This is a genomic window from Bradyrhizobium sp. GW821-FHT13H05 (assembly GCF_058804065.1).
In genome coordinates, this window is sequence record NZ_JBXAPO010000004.1 from 483,066 (window position 1) to 499,735 (window position 16,670).

15 protein-coding genes are annotated in these 16,670 nt (G+C 64.2%); 3 read left to right on the forward strand and 12 right to left on the reverse strand.

The window, feature by feature from the left end:
* Positions 1-50: 50 nt before the first annotated feature.
* The 12 genes from AC1RR3_RS15475 to AC1RR3_RS15530 all read right to left on the reverse strand — a co-directional run bounded on the left by AC1RR3_RS15475 (position 51) and on the right by AC1RR3_RS15530 (position 12,220).
* Complete coding sequence (locus tag AC1RR3_RS15475) at positions 51-251, reverse strand: hypothetical protein (protein ID WP_492823966.1); 201 nt, start codon at positions 249-251, stop codon at positions 51-53.
* 192 nt (positions 252-443) lie between these two features.
* Complete coding sequence (locus tag AC1RR3_RS15480) at positions 444-890, reverse strand: hypothetical protein (protein WP_492823967.1); 447 nt, start codon at positions 888-890, stop codon at positions 444-446.
* 149 nt (positions 891-1,039) lie between these two features.
* A complete protein-coding gene (locus AC1RR3_RS15485) occupies positions 1,040-2,767 on the reverse strand; it encodes a chemotaxis protein (RefSeq protein ID WP_492823968.1) in 1,728 nt (575 codons plus the stop codon).
* A 6-nt stretch (positions 2,768-2,773) separates the two neighbouring features.
* A complete protein-coding gene (locus AC1RR3_RS15490; RefSeq protein ID WP_492823969.1) occupies positions 2,774-3,865 on the reverse strand; it encodes a protein-glutamate methylesterase/protein-glutamine glutaminase in 1,092 nt (363 codons plus the stop codon).
* 16 nt (positions 3,866-3,881) lie between these two features.
* Positions 3,882-4,736 carry a CheR family methyltransferase gene (locus AC1RR3_RS15495; RefSeq protein ID WP_492823970.1) on the reverse strand — a complete coding sequence of 285 codons (855 nt, stop codon included), beginning with the start codon at positions 4,734-4,736 and terminating at the stop codon, positions 3,882-3,884.
* Between the two features lie 138 nt (positions 4,737-4,874).
* Positions 4,875-6,680 carry a methyl-accepting chemotaxis protein gene (locus tag AC1RR3_RS15500; protein WP_492823971.1) on the reverse strand — a complete coding sequence of 602 codons (1,806 nt, stop codon included), beginning with the start codon at positions 6,678-6,680 and terminating at the stop codon, positions 4,875-4,877.
* 59 nt (positions 6,681-6,739) lie between these two features.
* On the reverse strand, positions 6,740-7,228 hold the full coding sequence (locus tag AC1RR3_RS15505) for a chemotaxis protein CheW (protein WP_492823972.1): 489 nt from the start codon (positions 7,226-7,228) through the stop codon (positions 6,740-6,742).
* 36 nt (positions 7,229-7,264) lie between these two features.
* A complete protein-coding gene (locus tag AC1RR3_RS15510) occupies positions 7,265-8,962 on the reverse strand; it encodes a methyl-accepting chemotaxis protein (protein WP_492823973.1) in 1,698 nt (565 codons plus the stop codon).
* 36 nt (positions 8,963-8,998) lie between these two features.
* On the reverse strand, positions 8,999-9,460 hold the full coding sequence (locus AC1RR3_RS15515; RefSeq protein WP_492823974.1) for a chemotaxis protein CheW: 462 nt from the start codon (positions 9,458-9,460) through the stop codon (positions 8,999-9,001).
* Positions 9,460-11,535, reverse strand: a complete 2,076-nt coding sequence (locus tag AC1RR3_RS15520) for a chemotaxis protein CheA (RefSeq protein WP_492823975.1) — start codon at positions 11,533-11,535, stop codon at positions 9,460-9,462. Before AC1RR3_RS15520 ends, AC1RR3_RS15515 begins: the two co-directional genes overlap by 1 nt.
* Entirely contained in the window at positions 11,532-11,897 is a 366-nt protein-coding gene (locus AC1RR3_RS15525) for a response regulator (protein ID WP_008142319.1), read from the reverse strand. Before AC1RR3_RS15525 ends, AC1RR3_RS15520 begins: the two co-directional genes overlap by 4 nt.
* Positions 11,897-12,220, reverse strand: coding sequence for an STAS domain-containing protein (locus AC1RR3_RS15530; protein ID WP_492823976.1), 324 nt, complete (start codon positions 12,218-12,220; stop codon positions 11,897-11,899). Before AC1RR3_RS15530 ends, AC1RR3_RS15525 begins: the two co-directional genes overlap by 1 nt.
* A gap of 265 nt (positions 12,221-12,485) precedes the next feature.
* On the opposite strand from AC1RR3_RS15530, the gene AC1RR3_RS15535 reads away from it, so the two are divergent.
* From AC1RR3_RS15535 to AC1RR3_RS15545, 3 genes are all read left to right on the forward strand, one after another.
* Positions 12,486-13,610: an HD domain-containing phosphohydrolase gene (locus tag AC1RR3_RS15535; protein WP_492823977.1), complete on the forward strand. Its 1,125-nt coding sequence runs from the start codon at positions 12,486-12,488 to the stop codon at positions 13,608-13,610.
* A gap of 209 nt (positions 13,611-13,819) precedes the next feature.
* Positions 13,820-14,488, forward strand: coding sequence for a hypothetical protein (locus AC1RR3_RS15540; RefSeq protein ID WP_492823978.1), 669 nt, complete (start codon positions 13,820-13,822; stop codon positions 14,486-14,488).
* A gap of 18 nt (positions 14,489-14,506) precedes the next feature.
* Positions 14,507-16,657 (forward strand): CHASE2 domain-containing protein, encoded by a 2,151-nt coding sequence (locus AC1RR3_RS15545; RefSeq protein ID WP_492823979.1) that lies wholly within the window; start codon positions 14,507-14,509, stop codon positions 16,655-16,657.
* Positions 16,658-16,670: the final 13 nt, after the last annotated feature.

The following is a 16,670-nucleotide window of genomic DNA, read 5'->3' on the forward strand; positions in this document are numbered from 1 at the left end:
TCTCGGCTCCCGCGACACAATCCCTGAATAGTGACGGTCTTCGCGGCGGCTTAGGCCACCCCGCGCCTGCCACGGAGTTCGTTCGGCGTCAGGAGTTCGGCCATCTGCCGATGCGTGGCCTGGAGCGCCCCGATGGCACTATCGAGATCGAAATCCGCCTCGCGGATCGATGCGAAGAATTTGGCCGTCAGCGCCAGGTCCAGTTTGACGCGGGTCGCTCCGTCGCGACTTTTACGACGATCAAGCGACAAGTGGATGGCTCGCAACCTGGCGTCACTGCTGGTGCACTCACAAAGTCTCGCGAGTTCGTCGTATGTCATCCAGATCTGAGGCATGTTCTTCCCACCACAATTGTCCGCCCGCAGATTAGGTTTTCATGTCTAAAAGTTTTGTTGTGCGACTCTCGCGCGACTTGCCCTCGCTGCAACAGCGTCAACGCAAGACTAAGACGAAGGAGGTCTGGGCGGCGTCAACGGATGGCGCGGCCGTGAACGGCTGTCGAGTCCCCTGGGCAATTTGTCGGCGTTGAGCTTGACGACCGCGCATCGGGCGTCGGCCGCCGGCGAATCTTCCTGACTGTAGATCAGCGTCGCCTCGAACTTCACATCGGGCACTTGCTTGGCCGTTCCCGAACAGGTCGCCACCAAGCCGTTGCACACACCGGCAAGGTCGACCTCGACCTCATCCAGCCCGAACACGCTCGGCGGGCCATCCGCATGCCGGTTCACGGTCAGCACAGCCGAGAAGCGCAGCTCATCGACGCGGTAAGACCCGCCATAGGTGAAGAAGCTGTCACTGCCCGAGATCCTGCCCTCGGTCAGATCCACAACGCCGGTGCCCTGGCCACGGGGAGTCCTGAACCAGGCGGCGTATGTACCGTCTCTCAGCATGGGAAAATTTCTCGACGTGAAAATTGACTCGTATGTGCAACCAACTCTGGGGCGCGACAATGACCGAACTGCCAGCCCTGCGGGCAAGGTTAACGCCCTGCAAACCCAATCCATCGAATTGCCGCCAACACACGAGGCCGGCAGCGACATCAAAACAATTCTATGCCGTCATCCGCAGTCTCGACCGCTTCGACGCGGCGCGTGGCAGCGACCGACGCCACCCCAAGCATTTGCAAAAATTCCCGGTGAACGTCGCGCTCGCGCTCCATCGTGTAGCGCGCGAACAGACCGTCGAGCATCGCCTGATCCTGCACCTCCGGCTGCGGCCGCTGCGCGCCCGCACTCGCCGTCTCGAGCCGCGCGGCAACCGCGGGCAAGGTCGCGGAGCTTTCGCCGAGTGCGATCATAAGGCCTTGCGCCGAGTTCATCAGGCCCTCGAATTCCGCGCCTTCATCGACCAGCCGGCTCATCAGCTTGCCAAGCCGTTCGTTGCCGGCCTCGACCTCGCGCAGCGCCTGAAGGATCTGCGGCTCGAGTTTGGCAAGCTGTGTGGGGTCGCCCTGCACGCGGAGCTCCTTCAGCTCCTTTGCCGAACGCTCGATGCCGTCGAGCACGGGCCGCAAGCGCCCAGCTCCCGCCGAAACCTGGTCGGCCGTCGCCTTGAGTTCGTTGGCTATGACGACGAAGGCGCTGCCGCGGCTGCCCAGATGGCTCGCCTTGAGACCGGCATTCATCCCGATCAGCGTGATGTCGACAGTCGCCTCGGCAAGGCCGGCGATGGCTTGGCGAAATTTCGTCAGCGTGTCCTCGACGATGGCGAGCGCTTCGTCGACCGCGCGGCCGGCGCCTTCGCAGGTGGTGATCAGGTTCGAGGCATGTGCCAGTGTCTGCTTGATGCGCGCAAGGAACGACGACGAACCGCCGTCCTCGCCTCCGAACAGCGTGCGGCCGTGGCCGACGACGCTGCCGGCATCGTTCAGGATCGCCGTCAGCGCGCGGACGATCTGGCCAATGTCGCCGCCGAACTCGCGCTGGGCGTCCCTGAGCAGGGCCGCCTGCAACTGGCAGATCGCGCGCACGCCGTCCTGGCTCGCAACAGGTTCGGGAACGAGGCTCGGGGAGGATTCCAACGCAAGGCCGAGGCCGTGACAGACATGCTCAAGGCGCTGACGCGTGCTGTCGCCAGCCTGAAGCGAAATGATGGCGCCGCCGACCGCCTCCGCGATCTTCTTTGTGCTGGCGCTGGCGAGGTCCGCGAGATGACTGCTGTTGCGGCGCTGGTCACGCAGGCCCGAATAGGCCTCGCCTAGCGCGGCACTCTCCGATACCAATTGCTTGCCGTAGCGGCTCTCGAACTCTTTCTGCCGGGCGGACGCGGCGGCGACCGCCTCCGAGAGGCGCTGCTGGTCCCGCGCACAGCCTTCGATCGACTGCTGCACGGCCTTGCCGAGATCGTAAGCCTCCTGCGTGAAGGCAAGAAAGCCTTCGCGATCACCGTCGAGCGAGGCCGCCTCGATCCGCGCACTGCGCGCGATGATGGTGATCATCCCGATGTGCTTGAACAGCGGCTTGAGCAGTGAGGACGCTTCCGTCGTGCTGGTGCCGATCGTCGCGAGCAGCGCGCTCTCGGCCGGCAACGCCTGCGCGAGCTCGCTGAGCCGCGCGGCGATCTCCTGCAACGCGGTCGCGGCGCCCTCGATCTCGGCGCCGGAGAGTTCCTCGGAGAGCGTCGCGAGGCCCTGGTTCAGCTCCTTGAAGATGAGGTGACCGCGCCCCAGCTCCTGGCCGACCCGCGCGAAGACGTCCTCGATCCGCGACGAGACATCCTCGATCGCGGCGACCGCTTCAGTGAGCGTATTGGTCGGAATGACGGACATTTGCGATCAGCCCACCGCCGCCACGTGCCCGGCTTGGTACCAGAGCATGATCTCGCGCGGAATATGATGCAGCGAGACCACCTTCTCGACACCGCCATGGGCAATGGCTTCCTTGGGCATTCCGAACACCACGCAGCTTTCCTCGTCCTGCGCCCGCGTCGAAGCACCCAGCCTGCGCATCTCCAGCATGCCGCGTGCGCCATCGTCGCCCATGCCAGTCATGATCACGCCGAGCGCATTGGCGCCGGCATGCTGGGCGGCCGAGCGAAACAGCACGTCGACGGACGGGCGATGCCGCGACACCGGAGGCCCGTCCTTGATCGCGATCTGGTAACGCAAGCCGATCCGCTGGAGCAGCATGTGACGGGCGCCGGGCGCGATATAGGCGCAGCCCGGCAGCACCGGCTCGCCGTCCTCCGCCTCCTTGACCCGGATCTGGCAGACACTGTCGAGACGCTTGGCGAAGGCGGCGGTGAAACCGGCAGGCATGTGCTGGACGATGACGATGGGAGGACAATGCGGCGGCAGCATCTCGAGGACGTCGTTGAGCGCTTCGGTGCCGCCCGTCGATGCGCCGATGCACACGATGCGCTCCGTCGTTGGCCGGACCTTGCCCTGCACCGGCGGCGGGATGATCGCGTCGGCCGTCAGCTTCTTCTCGACCACCCGGCGCTCCGAACGCGGGCGCACCCGCGCGCGCGCCGCCGACTTCACGGCCTCACGCAGCCGTGTCGAGCATTCGAGCAGCGCCTGCCGCGTGTCGATCTTCGGCTTCGGCACGATGTCCACCGCACCCGCCTCGAACGCTTCGAACATCACGTTCGAGCCCTCTTCTGTTAGCGAGGAACAGATGATCACCGGGATCGGACGCTGCGCCATGATCTTGCGCAGGAAGGTCATACCGTCCATGCGCGGCATCTCGAGATCGAGAATGATGACGTTGGGCAGCTCCTTTTCGAGGCGGCGGGCCGCGACGAAGGGATCGGAGGCAGTCGCCATCACCTCGATGTCGGGATCTTCGGAAAGGATCGTCTGAAGGATTTGGCGCACCGACGCCGAATCGTCCACGATCAGCACGCGAACTTTCTCCCTCGGCATTTTGGTTGCGCTCCGGCTAGACCTGGAAAATGGTTGGCTGAACTTGCTTCAAACCCGGCACTGCACTGTGAATCATCGATTCCGAATGCCCGACCAGCAGATAGCCGCCGGGCCGCAAATGGCTGCACAATTGTTCGATCACCTTGCGCTGCGTCTCGCGCTCGAAATAGATCAGGACGTTGCGGCAGAAGATGATGTCGACGTCGCGATCGACGGGATAGGACGCATCCATGAGGTTCATCCGCATGAAATGCGTCATGCGCCGCAACTCCGGCACCACCCGAACTTCGCCGCGCGACTTGTCCCGCGACGACAGAAAATATCGATTCACGAAGTCTTCCGGCACCGGCGCGAGCACGTCACGCGTATAGATCGCGGTCTTGGCGAGGCGCAGCACCGCGGTTGAAATATCAGTCCCGAGAACGCGGTACTGGAACCGCGAGCCGTTTCGCGTCATGTCGTCCAGCACCATCGCGGTGGTGTAGGCCTCCATGCCGGTGGAGCTCGCCGAGCTCCAGATCTTCAGGTTCGCGCTCTTGCGCCCGTGCAGCTTGAGCAGGGCCGGGATCGCGACGTCACGCATGAAGGTGAAATGCTGCGGCTCGCGGAAGAAGTCGGTCTTGTTGGTCGTCACCACGTCGATGAGATGGGTCAGCTCGGTGTCGAAATGTTCGGCCTCGAACAGGTTGTCGACATATTCGTTGAGGTCGGAAAAATTCAACGCGCGCACCCGCTTGTGCAGCCGCCCTTCCAGCATCAGCCGCTTGCCCTGCGGCAGCTTGATGCCGACCTGGCCCTCGATCAATTCGGCGATGGTCCGGAAGTGGCGATCCGACAGATGGACGGCCGTATCCTGCACGGCGGGCATCATGACTGAATGCCTCGATCCGGGATGGCCGCCTGCGCTGAATGTCGGGCCGATCGGGCCATCTTGAGTCCTACGCGTTTACGCAATCGCTGACGAAAGATCGGCCCGCCTGTGAGGGGTGGGCCGATCTCCAAGAGGGTCTTAGCGCTGGAAATCGGCGTCCCGATCGTCCTCGCCATCATTCATGTCGAAAGCAAAGCCGCCGCCGGCGGCTGCTTTCATCGCGCGCGCCGATTTGGCCAGCGGCTTCCTGGCCGGACGCTCGGCCGCAGCCATGGTGGCCGCCTTGGCGCGCAGCTGATTGACCGCGCGGTCGATCGGTGCCGGCGCCTGGCTCTTTGCGCCGTGGTCGATGCGGAAGTAAGCGATGGTCGACTGGAGCTGCTCGGCCTGCGAGGCGAGCTCCTCGGAGGTCGAGGACACCTGCTCGGACGCGCTGGCGTTCTGCTGGCCGACCTTGTCGAGCTGCTGGATCGCCTGGTTGATCTGGGCCGAACCGACGTCCTGCTCGCGGCAGGCCGCGGTGATCTCCTCGACGAGCTCTGCCGTCCGCTTGATGTCAGGGACGAGCTTGGACAGCATATTGCCGGCTTCCTGCGCGACCTTGACGGTTTCGGTCGACAGCGTGCCGATCTCGGCCGCGGCCGCCTGGCTGCGTTCGGCAAGCTTGCGCACTTCGGATGCAACCACCGCAAAGCCCTTGCCGTGCTCGCCCGCGCGCGCGGCCTCGACGGCCGCGTTCAGAGCAAGCAGGTCGGTCTGGCGCGCGATCTCCTGCACGATCGTGATCTTCTCGGCAATGGTCTGCATCGCATTGACGGCACGACCGACCGCGGCACCGCTGGCCTCGGCGTCCTTGGCGGACTGCGCGGCGATCTTCTCGGTCTGGTTGGCGTTGTCGGCGTTCTGCTTCACGTTCGAAGCCATCTCCTCCATCGAGGATGAGGCTTCCTCGGCGGACGAGGCCTGCTCGGTCGCGCCCTGCGAGAGCTGCTCGGCGCTGGCGGACAGCTCCTGGCTGCCGGCGGAGACGTTCTGCGCCGCGGTCAGGGCTTCCGACACGATCTGCCGGAGCTTTTCCACCATGCGCTCGAGCGCGAGGCCGAGCGTATCCTTGTCCGAGAGCGGCTTGGCTTCGACCGTGAGATCGCCCTGCGCGATCTGGTTGGCCAGCGCCGCCGTCGCATTCAGGTTCACCGTCATCGCGTTCAGCGACTTGACGAGATCGCCGATCTCGTCATTGCTGGAGGACTCGATCTTGTGGCTGAGATCGCCGATCGCAACGGCGTCGGCAAGGCCGACGGCCTGCGCCAGGGCGCGGCTGATGTTCATCGCGATCCAGGTCGCCGCAACAACGGCGATCAGGAGTGAGGCGATGACCAGGCTCATCAGCAGCATTTCGGCGCGGGCACCGTCCTGCTTGGACTGTTCCGCCTGTTCGGCCATGTTCTTCCTGACGTTCTTGATGTAGCCGTCGGCCGCCTCCAGCGCGTCCGCAACGACCTTGCGGCCGTCATGCATGGAGCGGTCGAGCGCCTTCGTCTTGTCCGTCTTGGCAAGCCGAACCGTCTCGTCCTGATAGGCGTTCAGCTTGGCGAATGCGACGGAGAAACCCTCCATCAGCTTCTTGCCGCCTTCGCTGGCCGCCGCGGTGATCTCGTCCTTGGACTTGGCGACCGCTTCGCGGCTCTTGGCGAGGTCGGCCACGAACTGATCATACTCCGCATCACTCGCCGCAAGGATCGAGTTCTTCTCGGCGCGCACGAGGAACAGAATGCCTTCCTTCAACTCGGCGGCCTTTTCCATGCGGGCCGCCCGGCTGACGAGGACCTCGGTCGTACTGACCATGTCCGACAGCTTCATGTAGCCGACCGCGCCGGCGATCATGGAGAGCAGGATGACGACGCCGAAGGCGCTCGCAAGCTTGGCTTTGACGGTGAATCTCATGTCAGTCAGTCTCGTTGGTTCGAATTGGGGTGCTTACGCTTGGCCACGCACTTGCAAACTCAGGCGGCGCGGGATGAATCCGCGGCCGCGTTACGTCCTTCCGGAATCTCGTCATGTGCCATCAGCTTGGCGAGATCGAAGATCACGACGAATTTCTCACCCTTGCGACCGATGCCGGCGGCATAGTCGGACTGCCATTTGCCGCCGACCTCGGGGATCGGCTCGATTGCCTGCTCGTCGATGTCGGTGACCTCGAACACGCAATCGGCGACGAAGCCGACGCCGACCAGGCGGTCCTTCATCGGCACGTCGAGGATGATGATGCGGGTCGCCTCGGTCGCAGCGACGCTCGGCAGGCCGAGCTTGGTCCTGAGGTCGACGATCGGATAACCGGCACCGCGCACGTCGATCATGCCGAGCAGGAAACTCGGTGCATGCGGGAGCCGCGAGATCGGCCGCATGTCGAGAATTTCGCGGACATTGCGGATGCTGATGCCGAACGTCTCGCCGGCGAGCCCGAGCGTCAGATATTGCGAGGTTGCGGCCATGATGCAGTCCAGGGTCAGGTGGTTTTCAGATTGCGGTCAGCGCTGAAATTCGGCGTCGCGATCGTCTTCGCCGTCATGCATGTCGAAGGCGAAGCCGCCGCCACCGGCAACTTTCACCGCGCGTGCCGGCTTGCGAGCGGGCACAGGCTTTTTTGCACCGCGATCTGCGGCCGCCATATGTGCCGCCTTGGAGCGCAGCTGGCTGACGGCGCGATCGATCGGCGCCGCCGCAGCAGGCTCGCCGCGGCCGGCATGCTCGATGCGGAAGAACGAGATGGTCGACTGGAGCTGTTCGGCCTGTGACGCCAGCTCTTCCGAGGTCGAGGACACCTGCTCGGAGGCGCTGGCGTTCTGCTGGCCGACCTTGTCGAGCTGCTGGATCGCCTGGTTGATCTGGGCAGAACCGACGTCCTGCTCGCGGCAGGCCGCGGTGATCTCCTGGACCAGCTCGGCGGTCTTCTTAATGTCGGGCACGAGCTTGGACAGCATGGAGCCGGCTTCCTGGGCGACCTTGACGGTTTCCGTCGACAGCGTCCCGATGTCGGCCGCTGCGGCCTGGCTGCGCTCGGCGAGCTTGCGCACTTCGGAGGCGACCACCGCAAAACCCTTGCCGTGCTCGCCGGCCCGCGCGGCCTCAACCGCTGCGTTGAGCGCGAGCAGGTCGGTCTGGCGCGCGATCTCCTGCACGATCGTGATCTTCTCGGCGATGGTCTGCATCGCGTTGACAGCGCGGCCCACGGCGACACCACTGGCTTCGGCGTCCTTGGCCGATTGCGCGGCGATCTTCTCGGTCTGGTTGGCGTTGTCGGCGTTCTGCTTCACGTTCGAAGCCATCTCCTCCATCGAGGATGAGGCTTCCTCGGCGGACGAGGCCTGCTCGGTGGCGCCCTGCGAGAGCTGCTCGGCGCTCGCCGAGAGCTCCTGGCTGCCGGCGGAAACGTTGCTGGCCGCAGTGAGGGCCTCTTCGACGACCTGCCGAAGCTTTTCCACCATCATGTTCAGCGATTTGACGAGATCGCCGATTTCGTCATTGCTCGAGACGTTGATCATCTGGCTGAGGTCGCCGCCCGCCACCGCACCGGCAAGACCCACCGCGCGGCCGAGGCCGCGGGAAATGCTGATCGATATCCAGACCGCCGCAATCAGGCCGATCGCGAGCGAGGCCAGCACCGCCGAGATCAATATCATGTGGGCCCGGTTACCGTCCTCGTGAGCCTGGGCTCCCTGGTCGGCCATGTTCTTCTTGACGTTGGTAATGTAGACGTTGGCAGCCTCCATCGCCTCGCCGACGGCCTTGCGCACATCGGTCATCGAGCGCTCGGCTGCCTTCGCCTTGTCGGTTCGGGCGGCCTTGAGGGCTTCATCCTGAGCTGCATTCATGCGCGCATAGGCGGCGCCGAATGCGTCAAGGAGCTTCTTGCCCTCAGGCGAAGCCACCGCGTGAATCTCCTCCTTCAGCTTGAGGAGGCTCTCGCGCTGCTTGGCGATTTCGGCAAGGAAGCGCTCCGCTTCGCTCTCGGGAGCCACGATGAGGTTCTTCTCGGCGCGGACCTGAAGGAGAATGCCCTTCTCGAGCTCGGCCGCGTGTTCCATCCGGCTCGCCCGTGAGATCAGGCTGTCGGCGGTGTCGATCATCTCGCTCAGCTTCACATAAGCGAGACCGCCCGCGGCCATCGAGAGCAACAGGACCACACCGAACGCGCTGGCAAGCTTTGCCTTGACAGTAAATCTCATTTCCAGCCCCTACCCAGTCTCGCCCGAGACCTCATTTCAATTCAGAATGCGTTCCATGTTGGGAACGATGACGAACTCTTCGCGCCACTTGGCGATGAAGCGAATGAACTCCGGCTTCCAGTGCATGCCGACGCGCGGCGTCTGCTGCACGTCGGTCTGCGAGATCTCGGTAACCTCGTAGACCTTGTCCGCGGTGACGCCGACCAACACCGGCTCGCCGTCGAGCTCGATCTCGATGACGACGATGCGTGTATCGGCGGAGTCCGCGAGCTGCGGCATGCCGAATCGGATGCGCAAATCCGCGAGCGGAATGACGTTGCCGCGCACGTTGATGACGCTGGGAACGAAGGCCCGCGCGCCCGCGACCTTGGTCACCGGAACGGGATCGATGATCTCGCGCACGAGGCCGGCGTCGAGCGCGAATTTCTCCTCGCCGAGGCCAATCATCACGACCTGCATTGCGTCGGCCTGATGTTCGCCTGCCAAACCTTCGTTCATCACGCCGCCTCGCTGATATGCTGCTTCTCGACCTTCGACTGCGCCAGAGCGACGAGCTGCGCGACGTCGAGGATCAGCGCCGCCGTGCCGTCACCCAGGATCGTCGCGCCGGAGAAGATCGTGACGTCGGAATGCAGCTTGGAGAGCGACTTGATCACGGTCTGGTGGTTGCCGATGATCTGGTCCGCGACAAGACCGACGTGAGTCTCGCCGGTCGAGATGATGATCGTCTTCTGGTGCCGGTCGGGCGTGCCCGACGCGGTCATGATCTCGCGCAGCCTGAGGAAGGGCACGAGATTGCCGCGCACGTTGAGGAAGTTGCGGCCGCGTGAGCGCTCGTCCTCGGCCGTCAGCTCGATGCATTCCTCCACCGCGGACAACGGAATGATGTAGCGGCCTTCGCCGACGCGGATCAGCAGGCCTTCGATGATCGCAAGTGTCAGCGGCAGACGGAGCGTCACCGTGGTGCCCTGACCGGGCCTCGTCGACAGGTCGATCGTCCCGCGCATGTTCTCGATGGTGCGCTTGACCACATCCATGCCGACGCCGCGGCCTGAGAGTGCAGAGATGGTCTGCGCGGTCGAGAAGCCCGGGTGGAACAGGAACTGGTGGATCTCGTGATCGGTCAGCACAGCGCCGACCGCGATCAGCCCCTGCTCTTCCGCCTTCGCACGGATGCGCGCGGTGTTGAGACCGCCGCCATTGTCCTTCACGGTGACGAGCACCTGCGCGCCGGAATGCACAGCGGCGAGCTCGATCCGGCCCTGCTCGGTCTTGCCGTTGGCAGCGCGGGTCGCGGTATCCTCGATGCCGTGGTCGATGGCGTTACGGATCAAATGCACCAGCGGATCGGCGAGACACTCGATCATGGTCTTGTCGAGCTCGGTGTCTTCGCCCGTGGTGACGAAATCGACGGGCTTGGACAGATCGCGCGACAGGTCATGGATCAGGCGACGGAAGCGGCCGAACAGCGAACCGATCGGCACCATGCGCGCGCCCATGGTGGTGTCGCGCAAGGACGAGGCCAGGCGCTCGATTTCCTCGGCGATCATCTTGATCGAGAGATCGGAACCGGAGGCCGCGAGCTGGGTCAGCCGCGCCTGTGCGATGACGAGCTCGCCGACCCGGTCCATCAACTCGTCGAGGCGCTCGGCCTGAACGCGGACGGTGGCGATGCCGCGATCGTCGCGCTTGGCTTCGGGCTTCGGCTCCGGCTTGGATTCAGATTTGGGCTCCGCCTTTGGGACGGGCTGTGCGGCGACGGGCGCGGTAGCAACCTCGATCACCGGCACAGGCGTCTCAGCCATGGGAGCCGGCTCCTCGTCGAGGAGATTGAACAACGGCATCGGCGCAGGCGCTTCGACCTGCTCCAGGGGAGACAGCGTCAACTTCATCTCGTCCGAGACGAACATGAAGACGTCGTCGATCGCATCCTTGTCGCAGGCCGCGTGCAGCTTGACGTCCCACTTCAGATAGCAGTCTTCCGGCTCCATCTCGTCGAGGAACGGGATGCCGTCGGTTACAGGCACGACGAAGCAGGGGCCGAGCTTGCAGAGATCTTCCAGCAGGTCGAGCGGGTTCGAGCCGTTGCGCAGGATGTGGGATTCGAATTCGAGATAGAGGTGCCAGCCGGCCTGTTTGCTCTCGGCGGGCGCCAGCGGCGGCGCAACTGCGATCTCGGCGACAAGAGCGGCGGCCTGGTCGGGGAACACGTAGCGCCTGAGGTCGTCGAGAATGGCTTCGCCGATGATGTCGTCGGTCGACTGCGGATCCTCGATCAACGCGCGAATGTAATCCTTGGCGGCGAGCGCGACCGAGATCAGCTCCTGGGTCGGCTTGATCTCGCCCTTGCGGACGCGGTCGAAGGCGGTCTCGAATTCGTGGGTGAAGGAGGCGACCTTATCGAAGCCGAACATGGCGCCCGACCCCTTGATCGTGTGCAGGGCGCGGAAGGCGGAATCGACCAGTTCGCGGTCGTCGGGACGCTGGCCGAGATCGAGCAGGGCCCCTTCCAGGACCTCGAACAGCTCGCTGGCTTCCTGGCGAAAGACCTCTGTTGGGTCCATCGCACTCATGCACGCACCAACTTACCGACGACGGCAAGCAACTGCTCGGGCTTGAACGGCTTGGTGATCCAGCCGGTGGCGCCGGCGCTCTTGGCTTCCTGCTTCACCGTGTCGTTGGATTCGGTGGTCAGGAACACGATGGGCATGCCGACCGCGCTCGGCAGCTTGCGCAGCGCCCGGATCAGCTCCAGCCCGTTCATGACGGGCATATTGAGGTCGGTGATGACGAGGTCGAGCTTGCCGGCCTGCGCCTTGGCGAGCCCTTGCGCGCCGTCACCGGCCTCGATCACGTTGTGACCGGCCGGCTCGAGCACGACCTTGATCATCTGCCGGATGCTGGGGGAATCGTCGACGGTCAGAATCGTGGCCATCAGGTGCCATCTTTCTTTTGCAGGAAATGCTGATCGATCATCGCCTCGCTGGCGAAGCCGGCGCGGCGAAGGGTGTTGCGCAGAGATTGGGAGAATGAGGTGAGCACCACCGGGCGGCCCTGGGCCTCGCCCGTCCTGGCGGTCGACAGCAGAAGCTGGATCGAGGTCACGTCGGCCTTGTCGACGCTCGAACAGTCGATCTCGAGCCGCTCCTGGCGACCAAACGCCTCGCGAATGAGATCATAGACGCTACGAATGGCCGCAATGCTGCAATCGGCGGGCAACCGCAACGACCACTTCGGCTCCGTCGGATTGAGCGCCATCGCTGCCCCCGCCTTTGCAAGATTCCGATACTCGTTTGACGTGAATCGGATGAGCAAACCCCTAACAGAGAGCTCCGTACAACTACGGGTCACATTCCCAAGGACTTCGCGCAACTGCATGCAAACGTGCATAGCCTGCTGAAATCGCATGCTGGACGCGCATATCCACGGCACGCCGGGCGGCATACGCATTTGCTTCGCGTTAAATTTGCGCGGGTTATGCAATCGGTCCGTGCCTTTGCCAGCGAAGAGAGCCCCGGCCCCGATGCTGACCCAAGCGCTTCTTGTTGATGACAGCCGCTCCGTCCTCAACTTCCTGAAACGGCATATCGAGGCGGAAGGTCTGGTCGAAGCCACCACCTTTCTCGATCCCGTGGACGCGCTCGCCTGCGCACGCGAACGCGTGTTCGATCTCGTGCTAGTCGATTACGAGATGCCGCATATGGACGGCATCAGCTTCATCCGCACGCTCCGCACACTTCCCGGCTGCGCCGATATCCCGATCGCGATGATCACGTCGCGGCAGACGGATGACGTCAAGATGGAAGCGCTGCAGGCTGGTGCAACCGATTTCCTGCCGAAGGCGCCGCAGAGCGTCGAGATGACGGTGCGCCTGCGGAATTTGATTCAGCTTGGTGCAGCCGTACGCAAGCTGAATGATCGCGCCGCCCATTTGGCCAGTGAGGTCGCGGCCGCGACACGCAAGCTCGGCGAGCGCGAGGAAGAGATCATCCTGCGACTCGCGCTCGCGGTCGAATATCGCGACAACGACACTGGCGAGCACACGCTGCGGGTCGCCCGCTACAGCCGCATCATCGCCGAGCAGCTCGGTCTGCCGCCCCGGCTCTGCCGCGACATCTATCTCGCAGCGCCCCTGCACGACGTCGGCAAGGTCGCCATTCCCGACAACATCCTGCTCAAGCCCGGCAAGCTGACCGACGAGGAGATGGCCGTGATCCGCACCCACGCCACGATCGGCGAGAAGATCCTGGCCGACTCCAGCTGCGAGCTGATCCAGCTCGGCGCGCAAATTGCCGCAGGCCATCACGAGCGCTGGGACGGCGCGGGCTACCCGAACGGCCTCCGGACCGACGAGATCCCGATCGCCGCACGCGTGGTCGCGGTTGCCGACGTCTTTGACGCCCTGACGACGCGGCGGCCATATAAGGAGCCGATGCCGCTGGACGTGGCGCGCAACTATCTGGTTGAGCACCAGCGCCGGCAATTCGATCCGGCCTGCGTCGAGGCCTTCCTGTCGCGCTGGGACGACGTCGTGGAGATCGCCGCTGGGCAACAGGCGACTCCATATCAAAAGACCGAGGCCCCGCTGGTTCCTGATATAGAGTGTGCAGTGGAGAGCCGTCCGGTCGAGGCGGTCCCCGCCGCCTGACATTATTTATCCAGCCAACAGCTCGATCTATCCGGCCAACAGCTTGCCGCGGCTCCGTTTTCTCCGGTCGCCGGGTTGAACCTGTTCCTGCTAAAGTGGCACCAACAATAAAGAGTGATTCCGGTCACACTTGCCTGAGCGCTTCGCTGCTAAGCATCGGATCAGGGCGGGGACCGGCAATACATCGGTCGAATTGGATGAGAATACCCATGAGAAGCCTGATTGGCGCCGTTGTCGGCGCGTTCTGTGTTGCGGCGCCCGCTTTGGCGGAGACTCCGGCGGCGATCGTCGAGGACGTCCAGGGCAAGGTCGACGGCATCGCGTTCATGGACTATGTGGCGCCGGGCAAGATCATCAAGCTCGGGCCGAAGGCGAGTATCACGCTCAGCTATCTCAAATCCTGCCTGCGCGAGACCATCAGCGAAGGCGTCGTTCTGGTCGGCGCCGAGCAGAGCACCGTGCAACTCGGCGAGGTCAAGCGGGAAAAGGTGCCCTGCGATACCAACGCAGCAAAACTGTCCGAGCGCGAGGCCAACCAGAGCGCCGCCACCACCTTCCGCACCATGCGCTCGGACGCCAAGAACGCACCGGCCAAGCTGCCGACGCTCTACGGCGTCGCCCCGCTGGTGCAAGCCAAGAGCGGCAGCACGCTGGTGATCGAGCGTACCGACGGCAAGGAGCCAACGATCACCGTGCCGCTCAAGAACGAAACCATGATCGGCGGCAAGTTCTATGACTTTGCCAAAGCCGGGAAAGCGTTGACCCCGGGCGGCAGCTATCTCGCCATCCTCGGCGCCAAGCGCTATGCCTTCCAGGTCGACGCCAGCGCCACATCATCGCCGACGCCGATCGTCGGCCGCCTGCTGCGGCTCGAATAAACGGCTTGCGAAGGGGCGATGCGGCGGATCGGTGGGCGGGACATCGTTGCGGCGATCCTGATTGCGCTCCTCGCGGGCGCGGTCTTCACGTCTCCGCCGCTTCAGACGCTGCAAGGTCTCTCGCTCGACATCCTCACGGCGCTGCGCGGCAAGATCATCGGCGACAGCCGCGATCCCGCGACATCGCCGGTCGTCGTGGTCGCGATCGACGGCGAGACCTACGACACCCCGCCCTTCAAGGGATCGCCGACGCAGACCTGGACGCGCGAGATCGCCCGGGTGCTCGGCAGCATCACCGACGGCGGCGCCAAAGTGATCGGCTTCGACGTCATCTTTCCGAGCTCGATCGAGCAGTCGGAAATTCCTTTCGGAGACGCGTCGTTCGGCAGCCGCTTGAAGGGATTTGACCGGGACTACCTCATTGCCCTCCGAAAACTCTCCGACGGCGGCAAGCTGCTGCTCGGCGAGAGGCTGAGCAATGACCATCCAGAGCGGCCTGATCGCGCGCAGCAACTCGCGGTGAGAGCCAATATCCGCGCCCTCAACGTCTATACCGACGCCGACGACGTGATCCGACGGATGCCACTGAGCTTTTCCATCGACGGTAAGCCGGTTCCGGCGATAGCGTTCGAGCTTGCCTTGCGCGCGCTTGGTGCAACGCCGGAGACTGCTCCATCCGGCGAGACGACATTGTCCGGGCATGTCATCCCGAGCGCGGTGCCGAACACGCTGACGCTCAACTTCCGCGGCATGGGCCGCGACATCCCCGCCTATTCCTTTGCCGATTTGCGAGCCTGTGTGGAGAAAGGCGACACCGACTTTTTCCGCCGCGCCTTCGACGGCAAGGTCGTGCTGCTCGGCAGCATCCTCACCTTCGACGACCGCAAGCTCACTTCGATGCGCCTGTCGGGCGGATACGACGGCACGCCGGCGCCGCGATGCACCCTGCCTGCGCCGACAAGTTCCGCACAAAAGGCCCGCAGCGAGATCGCCGGCGTCTTCGTCCATGCCGCGGTCGTACGAAACCTGCTGGAGCACGATGCCGTCACCGAGCTCGGCTTTCCCACGCGGAACATTCTCACGATCATATTTGCAGCCGTGATCGCCTGCGCGGCCTGCATGCTCGCGCCTGGCGGCGCGATGATCGCCTGGTTCATCCTCACCGCCGCTTACACCATCGCGGCCATCGGCGCGTTCGTTCACGCGCTGGCGCTGCCGCTGACCGAGCCTGCGCTCGCAAGCCTCACCGCGCTCGCGATGATGATCGGCTACCGTTTCGTGCTCGCCGATCGCGATGAACGCTTCCTGCGCAAGAGCTTCGCGTTCTATCTCGCGCCCGAGGTGATCGACACCATGGTCGCCTCCGGCAAGATGCCGGCGCTCGGCGGCGAGATGCGCAACGTCACCATGTTTTTCTCCGACCTCAGCGGCTTCTCGTCCATTGCCGAGACGATGACACCGGGCGAGCTGGTCACGCTGATGAACGAATATCTCTCCGCCATGACCGACATCATCGAGGGCCATGGCGGCTACGTCGACAAATATATCGGCGATTCCATCGTCGCCATGTTCGGCGCCCCCGCCGACGATCCCGCCCACGCGGGCAACGCCGTCCGCGCCGCGCTGAAGTGCCACGACAAGCTGGCGGAGCTCAACGCCAACAACCCCGCCTTCGCCGGCCACGGCCTGTCGCACCGCATCGGCCTCAACAGCGGCGAAGCCGTGGTCGGCAATATCGGCTCCCGCCGCCGCTTCAACTACACCGTGATGAGCGACACCGTGAACGTCGCCTCGCGGCTCGAGGGCGCCAACAAATATTACGGCACCGCCATCATGGCCTCGGAAACGACGGTCGCGCAAACCGGCGACACTTTCGCCTGGCGCGAGCTCGACGCCATCAAGGTGATGGGGCGCGGTGAGGCGATCAAGGTATTCGAGCCGCTCGCAGAGAAGGGCGCGGAGAACGCCGAGCAGACGAAGGCCGCCGCAGCGTATGCGGAAGGGCTGGCGTGCTGGCGCGCAAGGGAGTTTGCGAAGGCGGCTGATGCGTTCGGGCGAACGGCGGAAATCGATCCGGCGTCAGCGCTATTTGGAAAGCGCGCGAAAGCGCTCGCCGCAAATCCACCGCCGTCGGATTGGACGCCGGTCAACATCCTGGAAGGGAAGTAGCGGAGCGTCGCCG